The organism is Gemmatimonadaceae bacterium (assembly GCA_019637445.1).
Classification (GTDB): Bacteria; Gemmatimonadota; Gemmatimonadetes; order Gemmatimonadales; family Gemmatimonadaceae; genus Pseudogemmatithrix.
This window is the reverse complement of sequence record JAHBVS010000001.1, coordinates 1,066,443-1,089,563: the sequence shown is the minus strand read 5'-3', so window position 1 is coordinate 1,089,563 and position 23,121 is coordinate 1,066,443. Positions and strand designations below refer to the sequence as shown.

Below are 23,121 nucleotides of genomic sequence, written 5' to 3'. Positions count from 1 at the left end.
CTTCAGCGGCCCTCTCGATCGAGAGGGCCTTTGCGTTCCCCGCGGTTACCTGCTTGCCGGAGAACGCACAGTGCCAACCGACTTCCTCGCGCCCAGCCCTGCGGATCCCACGCGCCCGCGGTACCACGCGCCGATCCCGCTGCTACCGCTCGACCGCGGCGGGGTCCTGCGCCACGCGCGCCTAGCATTCCACGTGGACGGGGAACCGTCAAGGACGCGCGATAACGTCGTGTTGGTGCTGCACGCACTCACCGGATCCGCCGATGCCGCGGGCGACTGGTGGCGCGAACAGATCGGCCCGGGCCGCGCCATCGACACGACGCGTTGGGCCGTGGTCTCTCCGAATCTGCTCGGCTCCTGCTACGGCAGCAGTGGGCCGCACGTGCCGGGCTGCGAGCTGTTCCCCGCGCTGACCGTGCGCGACCAGGCGCGCGCGCTTCGAATCCTGCTCGACCAACTCAACGTGCAACGCCTGGCACTCGTCACTGGTGGCTCGCTGGGCGGGATGGTCGCGCTTGAACTGGCCGCGAGCTTCCCCGGGCTGGTCGAGCAAGCCGCCGTCTTTGCCGCGCCCGCGACGCTCGGAGCCGGCGCCATCGGCTGGTCGCACGTACAGCGACGCGCGCTCGATCTCGGTGGCGAGCACGGGCTCGCACTCGCCCGTGAGATTGCGATGCTGACGTACCGCACCTCGCGCGGCCTCGACGCGCGATTCGCGCGCCGCTCCGGCGACACGGCGGCGTACGCCGTGCAGGACTGGCTGGCCACCCACGGCCAGCGGCTCAGCGCGCGGCTGCCGGCCGTCACCTATCGTGCCCTGTTGGAGGTGATGGACTCGCACGACCTCGCCCACGGGAGAGTCGGCATCGGCGAACGCCTCCGCGCGAGTGGCACGCGATTCACCGGCATCGGGATCCCGGGCGACATCTTCTGCGCGCCGGAAGACGTACGCAGTTGGGTGGATGCCGCCGGCGGCGAGTACCGCGAACTGCAATCGCCGCACGGGCACGACGCGTTCCTGCTCGAGCACGAGCAGGTCAGTGCCGTGCTCGCCGAGGTGCTTGCGTCGACGCCGCAGAGTCCAGCGAGCCGTGCGCAGGAGGTCGCGTGACGACGACCGTGAACCTCACGCTTGCCGGACTCGGCACGGTCGGCGGCGCGCTGGTCGATCTGCTCGATCGGCACGGGCCGGCAATCGCCCGCCGTATAGGCGTCCGGTACACCCTGCGACGTGTGCTGGTGCGCGACATCCAGCGCCCGCGCTCCGGCTCCGTCTGCCGTTCGCTCCTCACCGACGATGTCGGCGAGTTCCTGTCCACGCCGAGCGACGTGGTGGTGGAGGCGATCGGCGGCACAGTGGAGGCCGCAGGCATCGCCCGTACAACGCTGGCGCGCGGTCGGCGGTTGGTCACGGCGAACAAGGCGCTGCTGCGCATCGACGGGCCCGCACTCGCTGCCTTGGCGCGCGCGCACCGCGACGAGGGTGCCTCGCTGGACTTCGAGGCAGCCGTCGGCGGCGGCGTGCCGATCGTCCGCCTGCTGCGCGAGTCGCTCGGCGGCCACGGCCTGCAGCGCATTCGCGGTGTGCTCAATGGCACGACGAACTTCATCCTCTCGCGCGTGGAGCGGGGCCTTCGGTTCGCGGACGCGGTGGCCGCGGCGCAGCGCGCGGGCTTCGCCGAGGCCGATCCCTCGCGCGACCTCGCGGGCGCGGACGCCGCGGACAAGATCGCCGTGCTGGCGTGGCTCGGATTTGGGGTGGATCCCGCAACGCTGTTGGTACGCACGAGCGGCATTTGCGAGGCGCTTGCGGCGGACGCCGTGCGTGCGGCGAAACGCGGGCGGGCCCTGCGCCTGGTCGCCACGGCAACCCTCGTCGGCGAGGGCGTCTATGCGTCCGTGGCACCCCGCATCGTGCCGGCCGGCCATCCCTTCGCCCAAGCGCGCGATGAGCACAACCTGATCCAGCTCGAGAGCGAAAGCGCGGGCACCCTCACGATCGCTGGGCGCGGCGCGGGTGGCAGCGCCACGGCGTCGGCGCTGCTGGCCGACCTGCTGCGCCACGAGGAGACCAACTGATGCATCCCGAAACACTCGCCATCCGCACGCAGCATCCGACCAGCCCCGCCCGCGAGCACGCGGTGCCGCTGTTCCTCACCTCCAGCTTCGTCTTTGATGACGCCGAGCAGGCACGCGCGCTGTTCGCCGAGGAGATCGAGGGGCCGGTGTATTCGCGCTACTCGAATCCCAACACGGACGAGTTCGTGCGCAAGCTCTGCCTGCTCGAGGGCGCGGACGATGGAATTGCCACTGCGTCGGGAATGGCGGCGGTGTTCACGACGATCGCGGCGCTTGCGTCGGCCGGCGATCACATCGTGGCCGGCCGCGCGCTCTTCGGGTCGACGCACCAACTGCTGACGCGCGTGTTTCCGCGCTGGGGCATTACCCACACGTACGTCGACGGCGACGATCTCGGTGGCTGGGAAGCTGCCATCACGCCAGCGACGAAACTGTTGTTTGTCGAGACGCCATCGAACCCCGGCCTCGACCTCGTGGATCTCGCGGCACTCGGCGCGTTGGCGCAGCAGCGCGGGATCCCGCTCGCGGTGGACAACTGCTTTTCGACGCCGGTGATCCAGCGCCCACTGGAGTTCGGCGCGTCGCTGGTCGTGCACTCCGCGACGAAGTTCATCGATGGCCAGGGGCGTGCGCTGGGCGGGGCAGTCATCGGACGGCGTGACCTGATCGGCTCGATTCGCTACCTCGCGCGCCACGCAGGGCCCGCGCTTTCCCCGTTCAATGCTTGGGTGTTGAGCAAGAGCCTCGAGACACTCTCGCTCAGAATGGAGCGGCACAGCGCGAACGCGCTCCAACTGGCGGAGCGACTCGCGCGACATCCATCCGTCCAGCAGCTGCGATACCCATACCTGCCGTCGCATCCACAGCATGCGCTGGCGCGCCAGCAGATGCGCTGGGGCGGGGGTGTGCTTACGCTGACGGTCGCGGACTACGAAACGGCGCGCCGCGTCATCGACGCGCTGCGGCTCTGCTCACACTCACCGAACCTCGGCGACACCCGCACGATCGTCACGCATCCGGCGTCGACCACGCACTCCAAGCTCAGCGAGGATGAGCGTCAGGCCGTGGGGATCTCGCCGGGCCTGCTGAGAGTGTCAGTCGGGCTGGAGCACCCGGACGACGTGTTCAACGATCTCGCACAAGCGCTGTCGAAAGCCGCAACGCCAGTCGCTGCCCGCCCGTCCGCGCCGCAAAGTTGTCCTGCACCGTGATGTAGATGCCGTCCTCGGCGATTGCGTCGCGCCGCGCGAGGTCCGTGGGATCGGCGGCGTCGGGAACCGACTCGTACACACTCGGAATGATGGCACCGTTGTCGGTCGCGAAGCGTCCCATCCGGAAGCACGACGAACCCGCCACCGGGTCCCACGGGCAGGCCTGGTCGAGCGTCCAGCTCTCGCCGTAGCTCGAGCCGAGGTAGTCAGACTGCGCCGGCGCGCTACCCCAGGGCGCGCGGGCGTTGCGGCCGGCGAGCGGACTCTCGGCGCCCGCGACACCCGGGATGCGCGCCCAGGCCAGCACGTTCACGCCGTTGCAGACGGCCAGGATGCGCTTTCCAGCCGCCACAAACTCGACAATCACGGCGTTCACGGCATTCGCCGCGGGATCCGACCGCTGCCACGCCGCGTCGACGAAGGTGCCAGGGTAGGCATAGTAGTAGCGCGAGGCACCCCATCCCCCGACAATGACCAGCGCGTCGTAGTCGGCCACGTCGATGCTGGCCAGCGGCAGCGTTCCCATCAGGTTCACCGCGGCGGGAGCGAGCCCGGTGAACCGACCATCGTAGCTGCCGGCGTGCGGCACGGCCGTTCCGCCAGCTACGGAAGCGACGTCAATCAGTACGCCTGCCGCTTCGAGCGCCGCACGCGGGTCGTAGTACTCCTGGAAGAAGAACCCGTCGTTTGCGACAAGCATCAGGACGCGCGGCGTCGGTGGCAACGGTGGCGGGTCGCCGACGTCGCCGCAGGCGATCATCAAGGCAATCGCACTCAGTCCAAGTAATCTTGTGCGCAGGCTCACGTATGTGCCTCCAGCTGGTCGTGAAGAAACTGCAACACCAGGACCTCGTCGCGCCGAAGCGCGGCCGATGGTCGTGCGCCACGCTTGGCGCGCCTTGGTTCCGGCGCCGCGACTCCGCGATGATATGCCGCGATCACCGCAGGGTGCACGTAGTACTTGCGCGCCACCGCGCGGGTGTTGCCCAGGCGCTTGGCCACCGAGTCCAACGCCGCGTTCACGTTGCGCCGCGCCTCGGTCTCCGTCGCCGCCTGTCCGGCGTCACGCAATGCACGGGCCGCAAGCATGGTGCCGCTCCAGGTGCGGAAGTCCTTGGCCGTCACGTCCTCCTCGCAAAGCTCCTGCAAGTACTCGTTGACGTCGCCCGAGTCGACGCTCACGCGCTCGCCGTCGTCGTTGACGTAGTGGAACAACTCCTGTCCGGGCAGCTCCTGCAACTGCTTGACGATGCGAGCCAGTCGCCGGTCCGTGACGGCGATCTCGTGTTGCACGCCACTCTTGCCTCGAAAGGAGAAGGTGAGCGTGTGGCCATCCACGGCGACGTGCCGCCGACGCATGGTGGTCAGGCCCACCGACTTGTTGGCCTTCAGATACTCCTCGTTGCCGATGCGGATCAGCGTCTTGTCGAGCAGCCGGACCATCGTGGCCAGAAGCTTGCGGCGCGGGAGGCCCGGCAGGGCGAGGTCGCGCTCGATGCGCTCGCGCAGGCGTGGCAGGCCGGCACTGAAGGCCAGCATCCGATCAAACTTCGACTCATCGCGCTCCGCGCGGAATTTGGGATGGTATCGATACTGCTTGCGCCCCTTCACGTCGCGCGCCGTGACCTGCAGGTGTCCGCGAGGATCCGCGCAAATCCACACATCTGTCCACGCCGGTGGAATGGCGAGCGAGAGTAGGCGTTGCCGCTCCGTGGCGTCCGTGACGCGCTTCCCCTTCGGCGATACGAACGTCCAGCCGCTCCCGGCACGCTTACGCGTGATGCCGGGCTGCGCGTCCGTCACGTAGCGCAGCCCGGCGGACTTCGCCGCGGCGATGTGTTCGTCGTGGGGGTCGGTCGGCACGCGTCCATTCTGGGACGCGGGCCGTTGCTGCGCCAGTTGCGGAGAGGGGTCGCGCCGGCGCCAGAGGCGTGCGTCGTCGGCTGACGGCAGCCCAGGCTAGGTCGCTGGAACCGTCCGCACGCTGACCACGCCACCGTACTTGAGGTGCGGGCAATCTCGGGCGAGTGCGACTGCCTCGTCGTAGGAACTCGCGCGCACCATAAAGAATCCCGTCGGCTCGGCGGTCGGTGCGTCGCCGCCAAGGACGCGGGCATCCCCCAGCGCCTCGCCTCCCACAAAGTCAGCGCCCAGCGAGCCCGCCCAGGCGCGGTACTCGACGGCGAGTCGCTCGTGTCCAAGCGTGGTGTCGAAGCTGGCCGGCTCGTACAGGAGCAACGCAAACTGATCGCGGGTGTCGGGCACGGAGGCTCCAGACGAGGGTGATGGATGCGTGACTCGGCCGGCATACGCACCGACCGCAAGTAGCAGCACGGCGGCGGCAACGCGGCCCAAGTGTGAAATGCCAGTTCGTGGCCGCAGTAGGCCCCGGCCACGCAGCGCGCGCACGGTACGCTGCTTCAGCGCCGCCGGTGGCTCGACCTCGCGCGGGAGTTCAGCGAAGGGATCTTCAGTAGACATAAGACCTCAAGGTTGAAGCGCCGCGCGCAGGGCGCGGCGCGCGCGGGCGAGTTGGCTCTTGGACGTACCGGGCACGATGCCGAGCAACGCAGCGATCTCGTCGTGGGCGTAGCCTTCGATGTCGTGCAGCACGAGGACTTGGCGGAAGCCAGCGGGGAGCGCGTGGATGGCGCGCTCGAGATCCAGTCGATCAAACACGCCGGTCAGTCGGGCATCAGGTGCGCCGGTCGTTTCGAGCTCGGCATCGGAGAGCGGAGCGGCTTCCACGCGCACGCGTTCCCATCCCACGCGGACAACGAACCCGCAGAGCCAGGTCTTGCGTGCGGACTCCCCACGGAAGTCGTCCCAGCGCTCTACCGCTCGCACCCACGCCTCCTGCACGACCTCTTCGGCCGCGCCGACGTCGCCGCCGACGCTGCGCAGGGCCAGCGCGTACATCGCCGGCGTGTACTGGTCGTAGAGCGCCGAGAAGGCGCGTTCGTCGAGCGGTCTCAGTAGCGTCTCTCCCCGCCTGGCGGCTGGGCTGCGACCGGCTGGACGGAGCGTGGCACGACAACCATCAGGTTCGCCATCGGCTTCCCCGGGTCGACCACCAGTCCCGAGTAGGGATCGCGATTGCTCCCGGTGCCCGCCATCTCGGCCGTAAGGAACGGAATGTAGATCATGATGTGTGGCTGCCAGGCGCCTGCGCGCTGGCCTTGGTCGCTGTAGAGGTCTTGCTTGGCTGACATCATCCAGCTCATCGCGGGTCGGATGGGCAATTGAAACTCACCATCGGCGAGCGCGATGGCGAGCCGCCTGGCTGCCTCCTCGTTGGCGATCCCTGCGTGGGCCAGTTCCACGCCACGCATCGCCATCCGCATGATGGTCCGCGCACCCTCGGCGTCGAAGCAATGCGGCTCTAGGGACAGCGGCCAACTGCGGCTCACGTAGCACTCGACATCCACCGAACCTGAGTCCGCGATGACGTAGCGCCCGTTCTGGAAGAACCACACGCGGGCGTCGCCGCTGACGCTGGCGGGGGCCGCGCTGCGGGCGAGCGCAATCTCCTCCGCGCGCTCCATCAGCAGCCGCGGACCCGGCGGGCCGCTGACCTCCTGCGCCACGGCGGGCGACGCAGCGAGACCGATTGTGAGTACAGCCGCCGCGTACTGGTGCCACGCCACCGCGCGCTCCTGGTTGGGTTCGCAGTGAGTGCGGCTCGACGACCAAAAGGTTGCATGGAACCCAACAAGTTCCCTTCCTCCGCCCTGTCGCTGCAGCAGCGCGCTCTCCTCCTGACAGCCACATCTTGACAATCAAGAGTAAGGAGGCCAGCTTGCGCGTGCACCTATACCTCGAGGCCGCGTGGCAGAGCAGGGCACCGACGTCATCCAAGGCACGCTCGACGTCATCATTCTCAGGACGCTCGCCCTGCAGCCGCTGCACGGTTTCGGGATCGCGCGCCGTATCGAGCAGGTCTCGAAGAACGTCTTCAAGGTCAATCCCGGCTCGCTGCTGACGGCGCTGCAACGGCTTGAGCGTGATGGGGCCATCGACTCCGAATGGCGCATCACCGAGAACTCGCGGCGGGCCAAGTACTACTCCCTCACGCGGAAGGGACGCCAGAAGCTCAAGGTCGAGACCGAGGGCTGGCAGTTGCGTGCCGCCGCCGTCGCGCGCCTGCTGGGCGCCGAGGGCTGAGCGTGTCGCTGCTCCGGCATCTGTGGCGTGGCATCGCGGACCTCTGGGACCGCGCGCCGCGCGATCGCGACACCGCGGATGAGGTCGCCCAGTTCCGCGAGGCCTTGGTGGACGAAGGCCTCGCGCAGGGCATGTCCGCGGCGGAAGCCCAGCGCTACGCACAGCTCGAGCTCGGCGGCGAGACGCAGGCCCGCGAGACGGCGCGCAGCTATGGCTGGGAGCGTCCGGTCGCGTCGTTCCTCGAGGACCTGCGCTACGCCTGGCGTGGGCTGCGGTCAGACCGCGTGTTCAGCATCGTGGCAGTGTGCACCATCGCGATTGGGATCGGCGCCACCACCGCCATCGTCAGCGCAGTGCGGCCGGTTCTGTTCGACTCACTGCCATACCCGGACGCGGCGCGGGTGCGCGCCGTCGTCGAGCGCTCCGCCGATGGCGACCGTATTCCCGGGACCTTCGGGATGTACGCAGCGCTCGCAGATCGCGCGCGCTCCTTCGAGCAGATGGCCGTCTACGCGCCCTGGCTCCCGACGCTCACGGGTGACGCACGCCCTGAGCGCCTGAGCGGCCAACGCGTCAGCGCCGCGTACTTCCGCACGCTCGGCGTCGCCCCGGTGCGCGGCCGAGACCTGCACGTTGACGATGACCGGCCAGCGAGCGCGCCGGTCGTCATCATCAGCCACGCACTCTGGCAGCGACGCTTCGCCGCTGACACGGCGATCATCGGACGCAGCCTGCGCCTCAACGACGAGGACGTCACGATCGTGGGCGTGATGCCGGCCGGTTTCGAGAACGTCGTGGCGCCGAGCGCCGAATTGTGGGCCGCACTGCGATATGACCGAACGGAAGGACGTGCGTGGGGTCACCACCTCGGCACGATTGCGCGACTGCGCGCCGGTGGAGATCCGGCGGTGGCCGAGTCCGAACTCAATGCACTCGGCGCACGCGTAGTCCAGGAGCTGCAGCCGCCGACCTACGGCGAGCAGCTGCGCATCGTCACCCCATCGTTGCAGGAAGACCTCACGCGCGATGTGCGACCGGCGCTCTGGGCTGTCCTCGCAGCTGTCGGCGTCGTCTTGCTGCTCGCCTGCGTGAACGTGACAAACCTGCTTCTGGCGCGCGGATCGCGCCGGCGCGAGGAGTTCGCGCTGCGCGCGGCGCTAGGTGCCTCCCGCCCGCGTCTCATCCGCCAGGTGCTGACGGAGAGCCTGCTGCTCTCGACCGTTGGCGGCCTGCTCGGCATCGCACTCGCCAGTGTCGTTGTTGGGGGCATCGTTGCGGCAAGCCCAGCCGGCCTCACCCGAGTGCAGGCCATCGCGGTGGATCGGCCCGTCCTTGTCTTCGCACTCGTGCTGACGACGCTTGCAAGCATTGCTGTTGGAATGCTTCCTGCGCTGCAGGCTTCGGGCACCGACAATCATAAGCTCGACCTCGGTGCTGCCCGCGTGACCGGCGGCAAACGGCGCGGGCTGCGGGGCGGGCTGGTCGCGGCGCAGGTGTCCTTGGCGCTGGTGCTTCTCGCGGGCAGCGGGCTGTTGCTGCGCTCGATGCAGCGTCTGCTCGCCGTCGCGCCCGGCTTTGACGCCGAGGGCGTCGTGACGATGCAACTGCAGGCATCGCCGCGGCGGTACGCGGAACGCGGGTCGGTGGGCCGGTACTATGACGAGGTGCGCGAGACCGTGCGACGCCTGCCCGGCGTCGCGGAAGTGGCCGTGACCAGCCAACTCCCGATGAGCGGCGACAACGACGCCTACGGCGTCACGCTGGAGTCGCCACCGGAAGTCGCACTGACGGATGACCGCGAAATCTTCCGTTATGCGGTGAGCGCGGGCTATCTGGAGCTGATGCGCATTCCGCTGCGCGCCGGCCGCACGCTCTCCGAGGTGGACCGCGAGGACGCCGCGCGCTCCGTCGTGGTCAACGAGTCCTTTGCGCGCCGCTACTTCCGCGACCGCGATCCCATCGGCCAGCGACTCTGGGTCGGACCGGCGGACGGGGAACCGTACACGGTGGTCGGCGTGGTGGGCGACGTGAAGCAACTGTCGCTCGCCGGTGAAGTACCGGACGCCGTGTACACGACACCGTCGCAGTGGCGCTTCGACCAGTACGTGATGTCGCTCGTCGTGCGGGGCAATGCGTCGCCCGATGCCTTGGCGCCGCAGGTGCGCGATGCGGTGTGGTCCGTGGACCGCGACCAGCCGGTGGTCCGCGTTGCGACGATGGCTTCGCTGGTCGCGGACACGGCTGCCGAGCGGCGGTTCATCCTGGTCCTGTTCGAACTCTTCGCGGCGTCCGCCTTGGCACTCACGATGGCCGGCATCTATGGAATGATGGCCGGGCTGGTCTCCGAGCGGACGCGCGAGCTCGGCCTGCGCGCTGCTGTCGGCGCGACGTCGGCGCAGCTTGTGGCGTTAGTGCTCAGGTTCGGCGCGCGCGTGACGGGGATCGGGCTGGCCGTGGGCATTGCAGCTGCTGTCTTTGGGACGCGGCTACTGCGCGCGATGCTGTATGGCGTCTCGCACCTGGATGTGATCACGTATGGGAGCGCAGTTCTGCTGGTTGCCCTCGTGGCGACGATTGCCAGTGCGCTACCGGCTTGGCGGGCCGCTCGCATCGATCCGGCGGTGGCGTTGCGGGAGTGACCACACCGGCCGCCAGTCTCACGCAGCCCGCTCGATATGTGTGAGTCAGGTTTGCGTGTCCGCCGAGCCTGTGGCTCGCGCGCCGACCCCCCGCGGGGAACGCTAGCTTTCTGGTTGACCGCCACGCCGGATTGCGCCCTACATGCTTGCTGCCACTCCCAATAGCTCCCGGCGGGCCAAGCGCCCGGGCCGCCCTCGGCGGTGGCGCCCGTCGTGAGTCGTCAGCGGGCCCTTCCCGCGCGCTGGGTCCGCGGCCCCGAGCGGCTCACCATCATCGCCGGGGCCCTGCTGTTGATGCTCAGCACGGCGCTGTTGATCCTCGGCTGGCGCTATGTCGCGGCCGCCAACACCAACCTCCGCAACGCCGAACAGAGCGCGCAAACGTACGTCGGCCGCGTCTCCGAGAACGTCGCGAACCTCTCGCAGATCACTGGTTTCGGGACAGCGGCGGAAGCGCTGGCGCCTGCGCTTGCGGCTCCGGACGCCAGCCACGCCGTGGCAGACGCAATGGTCGAGCGCGCAGAGCGCTATGTGGAGGCCTGCACCTGCACTCCGCCTCGCGCGCAGCACGTCGCCGTCCTCTCGGGGAAGACCGGACGTTTGTACGAGGCCAAGGGCGTCGCGAACGCTGCATTTCCGTTGTACGCGGCGACGGCACTCCGCGCCTTGGTCGATACCGCGCCCGTGAACCTGCGGACCGTGCGCGCGATCCCGTTCACCAACGCGGGCTACCTCCTGCTGGCGCGCGTCTACCACTCCAGTGCGGGAACGCGCGTTGGCGCCGCGCTCACGTACAGCATCGAGGAGTTCCGCGAACTTGCGGCGGCGCACGCCTTCAGCCGACACATCGAGGCGGCGTATGCTGGCGTACCCGATCGGGATTCCCTCTTCGGCATCGAGTTCCGGTGGGGGTCCGGCGAGCTGCTCGTGCAGCGGGGCTGGTCAGGCGACGGCCCGAGCGACATTACCGAGATCGGCGTCGAGCCAAACGTCATCTATTCGATTCGCGCCACGCTGAACCCGGCGATGGCACATCTGGTGGTGAACGGTGGACTCGACAAGCCGCCCACGGGACTCTTTCTGCTCTTCGGCATCGTGCTGGTCCTCGTCGCGGGCACCGGGTTGCTCACGCTGCACCGCGCGCGCCAACTGATGACCGCGCGCACGCCGTTTGCGGATGCACCGGTTCGGGCCACCGTGCGGGCCAATCGAGTGCATCTCTTCATTGATACGTGGCGCCCCGGACCGATGCTTCTCCCGGCGCTGAGCGCTTCAGCGAGGCGCGCGTACCTACTGGCGGATCCCGGCGCCGGCCGGCTGCCGCTGCGCACGGTGGCTGAGGGTGTCGAGCTGCAACTGCCCGAGCGCGCGCCGGGACCAATCCAGCCAGTCGTCGTGATTGAGTACGCCGAGTCGGTCTCGGCTTAGGGCTGACGCCCGGGAGTCGCGGGCGCCAGAAACGACACGCCCTCCATCTGCGCCGCGACAGCGGCAGGCAGCACGATGCCGAGGTGCTGCAGGATGCTCGGGGCGATGTCCACGATGCCCGGCGTCTGCGTGGTGTAGCGCTGCGTCAGCGCAGCGTGATTGGTCGCGATCCAGGTCGTGCGCTCGCGCGCGGAGTTGCCGCCGTGTCCCTTGCCAGTCTCGGCGTCGCGTCCGTGGTCCGTGGTGACGACGATCATCCAATCCTCGCCGAGTGATTGGCGATGCTGCACGGCCGCCCAGATGCGGCCCACGAGATCATCGGCGCGGCTCACCGCGGTACTGAACGCCTCGCCCTGGCCGGACGCGTGGCCGACGTCATCTGTGTACTGCAGGTACACCCAGGAGAGATCCGGTCCCTCGTTGTGAATGAACGCCGCTGCCTCGGTGGCGACGCGGTCGTCGATCGCCGCAATGCGCAGCTGTCCCAACGACGGCGGAAACGCGATGCTGTCCTTCTCAAAGCCATCCGCCGCGTGGTCGATGCGGAAATCGCCGGCACCCGGCTGGCCCTCACCGACGAGGATCGTGCGATTGTCGGTCCAGGTCGAGAAGACCGCCGTGCGCTTCGACGCATCCACGGTTTCCACGATGCGGAAGACGTTCCAGTAGTCGTAGTTGGGTCTGAGCCCGTAGTTACCGCGCACGTTGTGCTTGTTGGCCCAGGTGCCGGTGATGAGGCTCATGTAGCCGGGCGCGGAGATCGTCGGGGTCTCCGTCGGGCCGCCGAGCTCGCCGCCAACATAGGCGCGAGCATAGCCACCGGCGGCGGCGATGGCGTCGATCGCGGGCGTCGGCGTCGTCTCGATGACGTCCGCCGGGATGCCGTCGAGCAGGATGAAGACGGCCTTGCGCGGTGTCGCCTGCGCGTCGAGCGGGGTGGCGCCGCCTAGAGTAGCGAGGAGGACCGCGCAGACCAACAGCGTAGGAAACGGCGTGCGGGAGTGACCCATTGCCGAACGCTACCGGGCGTGGCGCGGCGCGCCCTTCTGCCCAATGGCGACGAACACCAGTTCCGTGAGGAACGCCGTCGTTGAGCGTTCGACGGACGGGATCTTCACCTCGGTGAGCGAAGGCAGGTGCTCGGCGAAGTACTTCTGGCGGTGCGAACTCTCCACCACCGTGGAAACAAGCGCGACGGGATACGGGTAGGCGGGGTTGATCTCGACGATCAGGTCCGCCACGCCGCGACAGAGACGCTTGTAGCTACGGAAGAACCCCTCGCGATTCTCCGCGTCCACCTCGCGCTGCAGGTAGGTCTTGGACGACTCCGTGCTGACGATACGATACAAGGCGGACTCGCTGACGTGCGGCGTGTCCGCGTCGTCGAGGATCGTCTGCGTCAGCTCACGCAGGGCCAGGCGCAGCCGTTCCTCGGCCGACGCGATATTCCGCGTGGCCAATCCGATCCGATACTCCAGCCAGCTCCAGTAGTACGACGTGAGGTACAGCAGGAACAGGTGCTTGCTGCGGAAGTACCGGTACAGCGACGCCTCGGTGCTGCCGATCCGGTCCGCCAGCTTCCGGAACGTGAACTCCTCGTAGCCGATCTCGTCCATCAGCCGGATGCCGTGGTCGACGATGTCCCGGCCAAGCCGGGTCGACGTGGGATCCTTGAGATAGAGCTTCTCGTCGACCTGCAGCCGAACCGGCGCGTCGTCTCCCACGGGCGAGGCCGACGCCGACGCCGACGCCGCGGACGGCGTCGACGTCGGGGCCGACTTCGCTCTCGACGCCGTCTTTCGGGTCACACCGTGTTCATCCGCATGTGCGAATCGTAGAACGCAACGGCGCCCGTGTCCACGTCGTACATGCCGCCGATGAGGGCGATCTCGGATTTGTCGAGCATCTCGGCGAGCACCGCGCTGCGCTCCCGGATCTGGCGCTGCACCAGCCGGACGTTGAGCTCCGCAACGCGCTCGACGAAGGCGGCGTTGCCGGCATTGCGGTCCTTCGTCGTCTCGGTCTCGAGCGCCACGGCCGCCTCGAGCTTGGCGAGCAGCGTCGTGAGGTTGCCCATCTTCACGCCGTCGCAGGCGCCCTTGACCGCGCCGCACTTGGTGTGCCCGAGCACCACGACCACCTTCGAGCCTGCGACCTTGCAGGCAAACTCCATGCTGCCGAGGATGTCGTCGTTCAGGACATTGCCGGCGATCCGGCAGCTGAAGATGTCGCCGAGTCCCTGGTCGAAGATCAGCTCGGCCGACGTGCGCGAGTCGATGCAGCTCAGGATGATGGCCATCGGGTGCTGGCCATCGCTGGTCTCGTTCACCTGCTGCAGCAGGTTGCGGTTGGCCTTCAGGTTGTTGACGAAGCGCTCGTTGCCCCTGCGCAGGACCTCGATGGCCTGGACCGGGGTCAGTGCGTCGCGCATCTCGCGGGTGAGGGTCTTCATTGTGTTGGGTGCTCTAGAGGGTGATGCCGCGGAATTCGGCCTGGATGGAACGTGCGGGGGCGCCGACCTTGAAGTCCCGGAGGATCTCCAGCACGTCGAAGTCGACGACCTTGCTGCGGGAGCCGTCGATCACGACCCGCGAGCCTGCGGGGACGACCTGGAGCTGCTCGAGGATGCGCCCCTTGTTCAGGAACGACACCTCCTCGGCCAGCGTGATGGTGTACTCCGAGGTCTCGGGCGCGTGCTGCGAGACGCTGAAGGGATTGCGCAGGTTGTGGTGCAGGACGATGGCCACACCGGTCGCGAGGCCGATGCCGATGCCGCGGAGCAGGTCGGTGGCGACAATGCCCACCACGGTCACCACGAACGGGACGAACTGTTCCCAACCGTTGCGATACATCTGCTTGAACAGCGCCGGCTTGGCCAGCTTGTAGCCCACCACGAACAGGATGGCGGCCAGCGTCGCGAGCGGGATTAGGTTGAGCACGTTCGGAATCGCCACCACGCAGACCATCAGCAGCACGCCGTGCAGGATCGCCGACAGCTTGGTGCGTCCGCCGAAGGCGATGTTGGCCGAGCTGCGGACGATCACCTGCGTGACCGGCAGGCCGCCGATCAGTCCGGACACGAGGTTGCCGAGCCCCTGCGCCTTCAGCTCCCGGTTGGTCGGGGTGATGCGCTTCTGCGGGTCAAGCCGATCGGTGGCCTCGACGCAGAGCAGGGTCTCGAGACTGGCGATCACCGCCAGCACCAACGCGACGACGTACACATCCGTGCGAAGCAGGGCGCGGAAGTCCGGCGTGGCGAACTGGCCGAGGAACTCCGCGAAGCTCGAGGCGACCGGGATCGCGACCATCTGGTGCTGCGGGATCGCGAACGGCAGCGCCCCCGTCGACATCAGCCAGGCCAGGAGGATGCCCATCGCGACCGCGGCCAGCGGTCCCGGGATGGTGCGAAACAGCTTCCAGCGCGGCGCGAGCAGCGTGTCCCAGACGACGAGCAACGCGAGCGAGAGCAGGGAGACCGTGAGGGCCGCTGGCGAGACGCGCTCGACAAGCGTGTGCAGGGAGTTGATGGCGGCCTGGCCGCCGGCTTCCATCAGGTCCGCGCCTGGCGGCTGCAGGGTGCCGAGGGCGTGCGGGATCTGCTTGATGATGATCAGCAGGCCGATGCCGGTGAGCATTCCCTTGATGACCGACGAGGGGAAGTAGTACGCGATGCCGCCGAGGCCGATGTAGCCCATCACGATCTGGAGCAGGCCCGCGACCACGACCGCCGCAAGGAACGCCTCCCAGCTGCCCAGCGATCCGATCGCACCGAGCACGATGACCGCGAGTCCGGCCGCGGGGCCACTCACGCCGAGCGGCGAGCCACTGGCGATGCCTACGACGATGCCGCCGACGACTCCGGCGATGAGGCCGGCGAAGAGTGGAGCTCCGGATGCCAAGGCAATCCCAAGGCAGAGCGGCACCGCGACGAAGAAGACGACGATACTGGCGGGCAGGTCGTATCTGAGCTGCTGGAAAAGTGTTGTCAGTGGACGCTCCCGAATGTGTGATAGTAATACTCGCCGCGATAATAGTATTACTATCAATTCAATTGTCAAGGAGTCGCCTGACACTCATCGTGCCGCATCACAGCAGAAGTCGGTGATGTCCCGCCGCGCCCGCGCTACGGCAGTATCAGCTCAACTTCGGAGCCGGGAAGCCGGCAGGCGGTTCCGCGAATGTCGACAAGCGGCGGGCCGCCGACCCCGAGGTCGACGCTGATATCCGCGTTGATGTCGATCGCGCAGTGCCCGGAGCGTCCATCGGAGGTCTCGAAGTCGACGCCGCCGGTGATCCGGAACTCATAGTCGGCGACTTCGTCGACTGCGGTGATCCTGACCCGCGCCCGCACGCCGGGTTCACCGTTGAGCCGTAGCGTCTCGCCATCAACCAAGGCATCGCAGTTGAAGTACGCCTGCCTGAAGTCAACCGAGACGACCGTCGTGCCGGACTCGGCGTTCGTGGTTCCCGTCAAGCCGCCGCGCTTCTCGTAGCCGCCGCCGTCACCACAGCCAAAGACCTCATCGATCGTCTGACTGAACTCACCGGCACCACCAATGGGATCGAAGCCTCCGCCGAAGCCGAGGAGAAACGGGTGCATCAATCGCTGCGCTTCGTCGGAGGTCAATGCGTCCCCCGAGTTCCCGGTGACGGATCCGTCGCAGCCTGTGGTGAGCATTGTTGCGACTACGAGTGCGCCGAGCGCGGCCGTGCGTCCGAACGAGTTCATCGCGCCTCCACACGGCCCCGGCGGGCCGCGACTGGGGTTCGTGTCAGATTGAAGTGAGCGTGGGGTTCTTGACCCGGCACATGCTGCCTTCTACCTGGAGCCCGGTGATCCCGAGGGCCAGGCCGAAAGCGACGTGGAGGTCGACCGCACAGCGCCCCGATCGGTCGTCGTCGGTCTCGAAGGAGAAGGCGCCCGTGAGAGCCAACTCAAACGATGCCTCGCCGCCAAGCCGCTTCACCGCGTAGACGCCGCGTATTGTTCGGTCTCCCTCGATCTTGATGTCGGCGCCTCCCGTACCCAGCAGGCAGCGAAAGAAGTCGACTTCCACGTCGCCGGTGAGATCGAAGTCGTTGGCGACGCTATCGCTCAGGCCCTCGACGCGTCCTTGCACGGCATAGAATCCCGACGCGGCGCCGGCGTCGCAGGTGCCGACGCGGTCGATCACGCGATCAACCGTTCCGTCCGGCAGGGAGTCGATGGCTCCGACGAGGGAGAGTTCGACCAGGATGCCGAGGAGGTCCCCGACCTCGGCGTCAAGCAGGCGATCGCCTGAGTTGCCGGTGGGCGACCCATCGCAGCTGGCGACGAAGCAGACGGCGGCGAAGGCCAGCACGGCGCTCGCGACTCGGCGCGCGCAGCGTGAAGCGACGCTGCGGTGGTGACGCGTGGCTGAATTCGGCATCAGGAACCTCACGGTGTCGGCGTGGAACGCTTGCCTTGCTTGCCGCACGGGTCCCACGAAGGGGTACGAGTGGGCGACGAGGCCCTGACACACGCTGCGTCTGGACCGTGGCGCATTGGCGCACGGGACGACTTCGCTGACCGCGAGCCCGCGCGGTGGCCGTTCGAGTGAGATTGGGGGGCTTCCGCCGCCCCTACATCCGAAGATGTAGGTGGGACCGCGCGGGCGCTATGGATGCAGAGTAATGCGTTGAGTGACGCGCATCACTCGGGAATACTCGCAGTAACAATCGCCTGCTTGCACGCAGGGCCACACTGTCGCCCATTGGGATAACGCGTAGTGTAGCTCACCGTCGTCGCGGGATGCGTGATTGAGCCCATTGGCGTCGTCACACGCACCCGTACCCGCTCGAGAAAGAGGCCCGGGTACTGGATCAGGGTCGGACAGGTGCTGGCCTCGTCAGCGCACTCAAAGCGATAGGTCGGTTGTATCGGAACGGATTCGTCAGGAAGCACGTCCACCGTGAACGGACGATCCGGCAGGCTACTGAGCTGAACCGCGAGGCCACTGACGCAGCCAACCTGCGTGCAGACCTCGGTAGGCGAGGAGCAGCCTGAAGCCAGCGAGACCACGAACAAGGACGATAGGGTCCAGCGGATCGATGCCGAGTGCATACCTGAGTCGTAAGGGTCGCTTGGGGCGCAAACTTGTCAGCAGCGGCGTACTTCGTCGTACATGACAAGTATTGCGGGCGGAGGCGCCCGCGGAACGACGAGGCCGTCCACGTCCGCAGTGACTACCTGGGAGACGACGCAGTTCCTGCCAGGACGGACGGCGGCGGTCACGACGAAGGTCGTATCACGGAGCCGAGCCACGTGTCGGATCTCGATGGAGTATCCGCCGTTGGGAGTCGAACCATTGAGCGCGACCACCACCATCTCCGACGCAAAATCTACGGCCGGCGGTGTGGGCGGCGGAGAGAGCGGGGCGACGATCGTGTCCCAGATGGCCGACCACTCCGCTTCCGTGCGCGCGACACGCAGGCCACGGCAGCAGTAGCCGGTGTTCCACGGGTTCCCAAAGGCTGCCCGGAACTCCTGCTCGCGCTCCGCGCCAAGGGAGAACGGCGCGGCGGCCAAGAGTTCGATCACCTCGGGCTGAGAGAACGAAGGCGACGTGGACGGAGAACACGCGGCCGTCGCGAGCGTGGCGGCAGCCGCGGAGAGGAGAAGCACAGGCCGCATCATGTCTACTCTACTCGTCGGAAGTCGATTTCATCACACGCGAGCGGCAAGCGCCTTCCCAGGCACGGCGATCGTGGCAGTCATCAGTTTGCTCCCGGGTGATGCGCCTCGTAGAACGCCCGTAGCTCCGGCGGCATCGGCTCCTCAAACTCGCGCTCGAGCGTCGGCCACTCAGCGCAAAGTTCAGCGAGCATCTCCACAGAGGGGCGCCTTGGGCACTGCTCCAGCGCCTGAACGTCTCGGAGCAGGTCGATCACCCCGTCCCACGACGCGCCCCCGATGCTCCACCCGTCGCCCGCGGGATGATCCGAGTGACGATTCGCCTTCATCGCCTCGACGCGCGCGTGGAACTCGTCCTGCAGCCGCGCCAGGATGCGCCGACGCGCCTCGGGCCAGCACGCGCGGCAGAAGCGATGCAGCTCGAGCGTGTTCCCGTCGTCATCCATGCGCACTGCGCGGCCGATGGTTCCGATGGCCCCGCAATCGTCGCAGGTCGCGGCTGCGTCTCGGAGCGGCTCGTCGCCACTGTGTATCAACCTCTCGGATCGGCTCATGCCTGAGTCTCGCGCTAGTGGCGGTCGCACCTGCGTCAGCGGCTGGCTTCCTACCTCACCACGCCAATCGCTGTCGCTCGGTTTCAGCGCGCGTCCAGTTGGTCCGTCTTCATCGTCCCGGACGCAGCGTCTCGTGTTCAAAGACAATCGCCATCCCTGAGTCCTGGGCTACGGCGAGGGCCGCGTAGATGTATCGCGTCGTGTCGCGGCTTCCCGCGTCCTGCCAGAGAAATCCGCCGGTGACGAGGACCTGGCTCGTGGAGAGTGAATCGAAGCTCAGGCCCTCCCAGGCGAAGTAAGCCGGCGGTGTCCACGAAGTCAGGTAGCGCTGGCGCAACTCGTCACGCGAGAAGCGTCGCTGTGCCCCGTTGAACACGATGCGTGCGCCCTGGAAATGATAGAAGTTCGCGATCTGGCCGCGGCGACCGGCCGAGAGTGCCGCGCCGTACTGGTCGTAGAGGCGCTGGGCTGAGGCAATGAGATCCGGCGGAGGGCCGTCGTTTACGACTGGTGATCTCGCGATGCGCACGGAGCATCCGGCACTGACTCCAATTGCCGCAACTGCAATGAAGGTACGCAAAGAGCGGGTCATGGCTTCGCTGCGCTTGTCGAATCCCGGGCCGCCAACATCTCGCGTACTGCGGAGAGTCCCATGATCAGGGCCGCCATCCCGCCACGAACTCCCTGCGCTTCGATCTTGGTCGAGTCACGCATCGGACTGAAGCGAGCATCCGTTGCCTCACCGTTGGACGCAGGCGTGACGAAGCGCACTATGCGCTGCGTGCTGTCGGTGCGCTGGATCTCGTAGGACTTCGCACGCAGATGGCGGAGAAATGCCACGAAGAGTGTGTCGGCGTTGCCGGGAACCGACACAGATCCCATCGGGGCCTGAGCGCTGGCTGTCGCTGTCGGGACAGCGAAGGAGGCAAGAGCGATGAGAAACAGCGCTGTGATGCCTTTCATAATCGCCGCGTGGGAGTTTGTGCTGGCGAGAGACATCCAGCGATGGAGTGAGTGCCGAGAGGTGTGCTGAGCCGCTACCGCGTACCGCGCGCACAGACGATGCTGCGGCGGATGGCGGGTTGCAAGCCAGCGTCGTTCTGCAAGGGCACGCCACCCCAGTCTCCACGGCGGCGACCCACTACAGCCCGAACGCGAACCGCAGTCCCGCAAACGTGGACCCAAACTCCGAGAGTCCGCCGCGGTCTGTCTCCCCAAACACGTTGACGCGCTTCACGAACACGCCCACCTCACCGCGGCGAAAGCGGTAGCCGACATCGGCAGACGGCGCGACGAAGTAGCCGTCGCCCTTGAAGTAGGCGCCCGCCTCCGCGCCCTCAGGCTGGGCCGCGCCGGAGCGAGCCATCGCGTTGACAATCAGGCCGCCCGCGTGCAAGCCGCCGGCGATGAACCACCTGCTTCCGTAGGAGATCTCCACCACCGGACCGGCCGCCTGGTAGTTCATCGTCGTGCGCTCATCCTGGGTCGAGTTGGACACCAGTGTCTCGACGCCGAGTCGGAGATGGGGGCGCACGCGAACCAGGAAGAAGAAGCCGGACATATGCGGTCCCTCGGCGCCGTCAGCGGCGAGATCGTCGAACGCGGGGTCGAGGCGAGAGAGGTTCATTGAACCGACGATCAGCGCCGAGCGAATGCCGACCTCGTACTTCTGGTCACGCTGCTGCGCCTGGGCGGTGGTCGAGAGCATCGCGGCCGCCAGGCCGATGAGCAGAAATGTCTTTTGCACGTGCAGTCCCCTGAGAAAGTGTGTGCCACCTGTGGTGCTCCGGCGAACGCCGAGCCTCGTGGCACAGGGAGGATGCGGCGAAGGGCCCGGTGGGCGATTGAACGCAGCGGCTGACTTCGGTTCGAAGGTCAGCCGCTGTGTTCAAGACCCACGTGACGGGCAGTCGCATCCTTCCCACACCGGCGCGGCAGCCGACACACACTCACTTGAGGTCTCACTGTATGCCCATTGCATTTCGTCATCGCGACGATGCCCCTCCTTCGATTCCTGAACTGGACGGATTCACTGTATACCGCGAGTTCGACGCCGGAGTCATGTCTCGCCTCCAAGGCCGCGACATCGCGCAGATTGAGGACCGCTTCACTGAAGGACATCGCGCCTACGTGGCCGCCGTGCACGGAGTGCCCGCCGCGTGGGGCTGGGTGGCCACCGCCACCGCGCGCATCGGTGAGGTCGAGGCGAGCTTCTCGCTGCTCGCCAGCGATCGCTATCTATGGAACTTCGTGACGCTCGCGGGCTTTCGCGGGCGAGGGATCTATCCACGCTTGCTGGACGCCATCGTGACCGCAGAAGCACTCGAGGCCGATCGGTTCTGGATTGCCTACGCCCCGGAGAACCACGCCTCGGGCACCGGCATTCGGAAAGCCGGGTTCACCCTCGTCGCCGATCTCTCGTTCGACCGCGCGGGTCGTCCGGTGGTGCGCGACATTCGCGACGGTGGCGGAAGTCTCGCGGCGCGGCTGCTTGGGCTTCCCGAGATCAACGAAGCCGTCGCGCACTGCTGGAAGTGCGCTCGCGGTGCGGCGCCGGCACAGTCGTCGTGCGTGAGCGGGCCCTGCGCCTGCGACTACCAGATCGCGGACAAGTCCTGCGCCGAGGAACTCGTATGAGAGCCGCCATCTACCACCGCTACGGGCCGCCCGAAGTCGTCAGCGTTCAGGAGCTGCCTACACCGACGCCGAAGGACGACGAGATTCGCATCAAGGTCCGCGCGAGCACGGTATCCACCGGTGACTGGCGGGCGCGCAGCCTGGAGATGCCGCCGGGCTTCGGACCCTTCGGAAGGCTGTTCTTTGGGATCACCGGTCCCCGACAGCCGATCCTCGGCACCGAACTCTCGGGCGTGGTGGACGCCGTCGGACGCGCGGTGTCTTCGTTCGTGCCCGGCGACGAAGTGGTCGTCTTTGCCGACACGGCGATGGGTGGCCACGCCGAGTATCGGTGCATCTCGGCGAGCGGCCTCGTGGTGCCGAAGCCGCCCACGCTGAGCTTCGAGCAGGCGGCCGCACTCTCGTTCGGCGGCATGACGATGCTCGGGTTCTACCAGCGCGGCAAGCTTGCAGTCGGCGAGCGCGTGCTCGTCAACGGCGCCTCGGGCGCAGTCGGATCGGCTGCCGTGCAGTTGGCGCGCTACTTCGGCGCCGAGGTCACTGCGGTGTGCGGGCCAAGCAACGTCGAGCTTGTGCGGTCAATCGGTGCCGACCACGTCATCGACTACACTGCCGAGGACTTTACGACGAATGGCCAGACGTACGACGTGATCGTGGATACCGCCGGCACCGCGCCCTACGTGCGAGCCAAGCGCTCGCTCTCAGCGAACGGGCGATTGCTCGTCGTGCTCGGCGGATTCCTCGAGCTGCTGCAAGCGCCGTTCGTCGGCGTGACGAGTTCGCGGCGCGTGATCGCCGGTCCGTCGCCCGCCCGCGTGGACGACCTGCGGCGTCTGGCGGAGATTGCGGCGTCCGGCGCATTCACACCGGTGATTGATCAGGTGTTTCCGCTGGAGCGGATCGTGGACGCGCATCGGCGCGTGGATTCCGGGCGCAAGCGCGGCAGCGTCGTGGTGACGCTCTAGGGCTTGTCGGTGCCGGGGCCGGCATCAACCTGCAGCAGGGATGGTGGGAAGCCGAACATCTGGGTGGACGTCCGGGTGAAGTGAGCCGCGTCGGAGAACCCGGCGCGGTGTGCCGCACCCGAGACGGACTCGCCCTGCGCGAGCAGGTCCCAGGCGAGGATGAACCGCCGCCAGAGCACGTATGGGCGGAGTCCCATCCCCGTCTGTTCCACGAACAGGTGGCGGAACCGCTCCGGCGACAGGAACACTTGTGCGGCGACTTCGTCGAGTGTCACCGCGCGGTCGAGGCGCGACCGGATGTATTCCGTGGCGCGCAGGATGCGTGCGTCGGTCACGACCGTGGGAGCGGTGTCACCGGCAAGTGCGGCAACCACTTGCGTGGCATCGGCCGTGAGGCGCGTCTTGGGTGACCCGGCGAGCCAGGCCGCGAACAGATCGGCGCAGCGCGTGCGCACGGCGGCATCGTCGACCGAGGCGATGCCGCGGTTGAGGTGACGCTCCGTGAGCGCGCGCCCTTGCGCGGTTTCCGGCTCAATGAAGATGACGGCGTTGTAGGTCGCAGTGGTGGCGTCCAGCGAGTGTGGTTCCTGTGATGCGACGATACCCAGCGGGTAGGGGCGCCACTCCTCTGCCTCGGATGCCCGGAGGCCGACCGGTCCGGTGTAGCCGAAGACGATTTGGATGGCCTGGTGGGCGTGCGGCGGGATGACGCGGTGTGCGCGTCCGATGAGCAGGACGCCTCCGTCCCACGCTACGAGGTCACCGGTGCCGATTGCCTTGGACATTTCG

Annotated in this window: 25 protein-coding genes; 8 read left to right on the top strand and 17 right to left on the bottom strand. The window is 67.5% G+C overall.

Going from position 1 to position 23,121, the window contains the following annotated elements:
- Positions 1-70: 70 nt before the first annotated feature.
- From KF709_05030 to KF709_05020, 3 genes are read left to right on the top strand one after another with little or no spacing between them, the layout of a single operon-like run.
- Positions 71-1,111, top strand: a complete 1,041-nt coding sequence (locus tag KF709_05030) for an alpha/beta fold hydrolase (protein MBX3173751.1) — start codon at positions 71-73, stop codon at positions 1,109-1,111.
- The gene (locus KF709_05025) at positions 1,108-2,079 is read left to right on the top strand and encodes a homoserine dehydrogenase (protein MBX3173750.1); all 972 of its coding nucleotides are present in this window, start codon (positions 1,108-1,110) and stop codon (positions 2,077-2,079) included. The genes KF709_05030 and KF709_05025 overlap by 4 nt, the downstream gene beginning before the upstream one ends.
- Positions 2,079-3,290 (top strand): aminotransferase class I/II-fold pyridoxal phosphate-dependent enzyme, encoded by a 1,212-nt coding sequence (locus KF709_05020; protein MBX3173749.1) that lies wholly within the window; start codon positions 2,079-2,081, stop codon positions 3,288-3,290. Before KF709_05025 ends, KF709_05020 begins: the two co-directional genes overlap by 1 nt.
- On the opposite strand, the gene KF709_05015 is transcribed toward KF709_05020, so the two are convergent.
- From KF709_05015 to KF709_04995, 5 genes are all read right to left on the bottom strand, one after another.
- Positions 3,205-4,095: a DJ-1/PfpI family protein gene (locus KF709_05015; protein MBX3173748.1), complete on the bottom strand. Its 891-nt coding sequence runs from the start codon at positions 4,093-4,095 to the stop codon at positions 3,205-3,207. The genes KF709_05020 and KF709_05015 overlap by 86 nt on opposite strands.
- Positions 4,092-5,153: a DNA topoisomerase IB gene (locus tag KF709_05010; protein ID MBX3173747.1), complete on the bottom strand. Its 1,062-nt coding sequence runs from the start codon at positions 5,151-5,153 to the stop codon at positions 4,092-4,094. The genes KF709_05015 and KF709_05010 overlap by 4 nt, the downstream gene beginning before the upstream one ends.
- Positions 5,154-5,249: 96 nt before the next feature.
- The gene (locus KF709_05005; GenBank protein MBX3173746.1) at positions 5,250-5,555 is read right to left on the bottom strand and encodes a hypothetical protein; all 306 of its coding nucleotides are present in this window, start codon (positions 5,553-5,555) and stop codon (positions 5,250-5,252) included.
- 222 nt (positions 5,556-5,777) lie between these two features.
- On the bottom strand, positions 5,778-6,209 hold the full coding sequence (locus KF709_05000) for an RNA polymerase sigma factor (GenBank protein MBX3173745.1): 432 nt from the start codon (positions 6,207-6,209) through the stop codon (positions 5,778-5,780).
- Positions 6,210-6,262: 53 nt separating this feature from the next.
- Positions 6,263-6,937 carry a hypothetical protein gene (locus KF709_04995; GenBank protein ID MBX3173744.1) on the bottom strand — a complete coding sequence of 225 codons (675 nt, stop codon included), beginning with the start codon at positions 6,935-6,937 and terminating at the stop codon, positions 6,263-6,265.
- Between the two features lie 181 nt (positions 6,938-7,118).
- On the opposite strand from KF709_04995, the gene KF709_04990 reads away from it, so the two are divergent.
- The 3 genes from KF709_04990 (at position 7,119) to KF709_04980 (ending at position 11,521) form a co-directional block, all read left to right on the top strand.
- The gene (locus KF709_04990; protein MBX3173743.1) at positions 7,119-7,454 is read left to right on the top strand and encodes a PadR family transcriptional regulator; all 336 of its coding nucleotides are present in this window, start codon (positions 7,119-7,121) and stop codon (positions 7,452-7,454) included.
- 2 nt (positions 7,455-7,456) lie between these two features.
- Positions 7,457-10,093: an ABC transporter permease gene (locus tag KF709_04985; GenBank protein MBX3173742.1), complete on the top strand. Its 2,637-nt coding sequence runs from the start codon at positions 7,457-7,459 to the stop codon at positions 10,091-10,093.
- Between the two features lie 213 nt (positions 10,094-10,306).
- On the top strand, positions 10,307-11,521 hold the full coding sequence (locus tag KF709_04980; protein ID MBX3173741.1) for a hypothetical protein: 1,215 nt from the start codon (positions 10,307-10,309) through the stop codon (positions 11,519-11,521).
- Here the strand turns inward: KF709_04980 and KF709_04975 are convergent.
- The 11 genes from KF709_04975 to KF709_04925 form a co-directional block, all read right to left on the bottom strand.
- On the bottom strand, positions 11,518-12,531 hold the full coding sequence (locus KF709_04975; GenBank protein ID MBX3173740.1) for an alkaline phosphatase family protein: 1,014 nt from the start codon (positions 12,529-12,531) through the stop codon (positions 11,518-11,520). The two genes, KF709_04980 and KF709_04975, sit on opposite strands and share 4 nt — an antisense overlap.
- Positions 12,532-12,540: 9 nt before the next feature.
- Positions 12,541-13,329 carry a TetR/AcrR family transcriptional regulator gene (locus KF709_04970; protein ID MBX3173739.1) on the bottom strand — a complete coding sequence of 263 codons (789 nt, stop codon included), beginning with the start codon at positions 13,327-13,329 and terminating at the stop codon, positions 12,541-12,543.
- Entirely contained in the window at positions 13,326-13,973 is a 648-nt protein-coding gene (locus KF709_04965) for a hypothetical protein (protein ID MBX3173738.1), read from the bottom strand. The genes KF709_04970 and KF709_04965 overlap by 4 nt, the downstream gene beginning before the upstream one ends.
- 13 nt (positions 13,974-13,986) lie before the next feature.
- Positions 13,987-15,579 carry a SulP family inorganic anion transporter gene (locus tag KF709_04960; protein MBX3173737.1) on the bottom strand — a complete coding sequence of 531 codons (1,593 nt, stop codon included), beginning with the start codon at positions 15,577-15,579 and terminating at the stop codon, positions 13,987-13,989.
- 65 nt (positions 15,580-15,644) lie between these two features.
- Positions 15,645-16,199, bottom strand: coding sequence for a hypothetical protein (locus tag KF709_04955; GenBank protein MBX3173736.1), 555 nt, complete (start codon positions 16,197-16,199; stop codon positions 15,645-15,647).
- Between the two features lie 94 nt (positions 16,200-16,293).
- Positions 16,294-16,932 carry a hypothetical protein gene (locus tag KF709_04950; protein ID MBX3173735.1) on the bottom strand — a complete coding sequence of 213 codons (639 nt, stop codon included), beginning with the start codon at positions 16,930-16,932 and terminating at the stop codon, positions 16,294-16,296.
- A gap of 710 nt (positions 16,933-17,642) precedes the next feature.
- Positions 17,643-18,176 (bottom strand): protease complex subunit PrcB family protein, encoded by a 534-nt coding sequence (locus KF709_04945; protein MBX3173734.1) that lies wholly within the window; start codon positions 18,174-18,176, stop codon positions 17,643-17,645.
- An 83-nt stretch (positions 18,177-18,259) separates the two neighbouring features.
- Positions 18,260-18,622 (bottom strand): hypothetical protein, encoded by a 363-nt coding sequence (locus tag KF709_04940; protein ID MBX3173733.1) that lies wholly within the window; start codon positions 18,620-18,622, stop codon positions 18,260-18,262.
- A gap of 217 nt (positions 18,623-18,839) precedes the next feature.
- A complete protein-coding gene (locus KF709_04935) occupies positions 18,840-19,259 on the bottom strand; it encodes a hypothetical protein (protein ID MBX3173732.1) in 420 nt (139 codons plus the stop codon).
- Between the two features lie 59 nt (positions 19,260-19,318).
- Complete coding sequence (locus KF709_04930; protein MBX3173731.1) at positions 19,319-19,603, bottom strand: hypothetical protein; 285 nt, start codon at positions 19,601-19,603, stop codon at positions 19,319-19,321.
- 268 nt (positions 19,604-19,871) lie between these two features.
- Positions 19,872-20,477 carry a hypothetical protein gene (locus tag KF709_04925; protein MBX3173730.1) on the bottom strand — a complete coding sequence of 202 codons (606 nt, stop codon included), beginning with the start codon at positions 20,475-20,477 and terminating at the stop codon, positions 19,872-19,874.
- Positions 20,478-20,791: 314 nt separating this feature from the next.
- Here KF709_04925 and KF709_04920 point away from each other — a divergent pair, with 314 nt between their 5' ends.
- Both KF709_04920 and KF709_04915 read left to right on the top strand, forming a co-directional pair.
- Positions 20,792-21,367 carry a hypothetical protein gene (locus KF709_04920; GenBank protein MBX3173729.1) on the top strand — a complete coding sequence of 192 codons (576 nt, stop codon included), beginning with the start codon at positions 20,792-20,794 and terminating at the stop codon, positions 21,365-21,367.
- Entirely contained in the window at positions 21,364-22,332 is a 969-nt protein-coding gene (locus KF709_04915; protein ID MBX3173728.1) for an NAD(P)-dependent alcohol dehydrogenase, read from the top strand. The genes KF709_04920 and KF709_04915 overlap by 4 nt, the downstream gene beginning before the upstream one ends.
- Here the strand turns inward: KF709_04915 and KF709_04910 are convergent.
- Positions 22,329-23,117 carry a helix-turn-helix transcriptional regulator gene (locus KF709_04910; protein ID MBX3173727.1) on the bottom strand — a complete coding sequence of 263 codons (789 nt, stop codon included), beginning with the start codon at positions 23,115-23,117 and terminating at the stop codon, positions 22,329-22,331. The genes KF709_04915 and KF709_04910 overlap by 4 nt on opposite strands.
- Between the last annotated feature and the right edge of the window lie 4 nt (positions 23,118-23,121).

Bases quoted from the DNA above. Each gene is read 5' to 3' on its own strand.
- KF709_04950 (MBX3173735.1), bottom strand. From the start codon at position 16,932: ATGCCGAATTCAGCCACGCGTCACCACCGCAGCGTCGCTTCACGCTGC.
- KF709_05020 (MBX3173749.1), top strand. From the start codon at position 2,079: ATGCATCCCGAAACACTCGCCATCCGCACGCAGCATCCGACCAGCCCC.
- KF709_04915 (MBX3173728.1), top strand. From the start codon at position 21,364: ATGAGAGCCGCCATCTACCACCGCTACGGGCCGCCCGAAGTCGTCAGC.
- KF709_04975 (MBX3173740.1), bottom strand. From the start codon at position 12,531: ATGGGTCACTCCCGCACGCCGTTTCCTACGCTGTTGGTCTGCGCGGTC.
- KF709_04945 (MBX3173734.1), bottom strand. From the start codon at position 18,176: ATGCGGCCTGTGCTTCTCCTCTCCGCGGCTGCCGCCACGCTCGCGACG.
- KF709_04910 (MBX3173727.1), bottom strand. From the start codon at position 23,117: ATGTCCAAGGCAATCGGCACCGGTGACCTCGTAGCGTGGGACGGAGGC.
- KF709_05000 (MBX3173745.1), bottom strand. From the start codon at position 6,209: ATGTACGCGCTGGCCCTGCGCAGCGTCGGCGGCGACGTCGGCGCGGCC.
- KF709_04920 (MBX3173729.1), top strand. From the start codon at position 20,792: ATGTCTCGCCTCCAAGGCCGCGACATCGCGCAGATTGAGGACCGCTTC.
- KF709_04955 (MBX3173736.1), bottom strand. From the start codon at position 16,199: ATGCTCACCACAGGCTGCGACGGATCCGTCACCGGGAACTCGGGGGAC.
- KF709_04965 (MBX3173738.1), bottom strand. From the start codon at position 13,973: ATGAAGACCCTCACCCGCGAGATGCGCGACGCACTGACCCCGGTCCAG.
- KF709_04940 (MBX3173733.1), bottom strand. From the start codon at position 18,622: ATGGATGACGACGGGAACACGCTCGAGCTGCATCGCTTCTGCCGCGCG.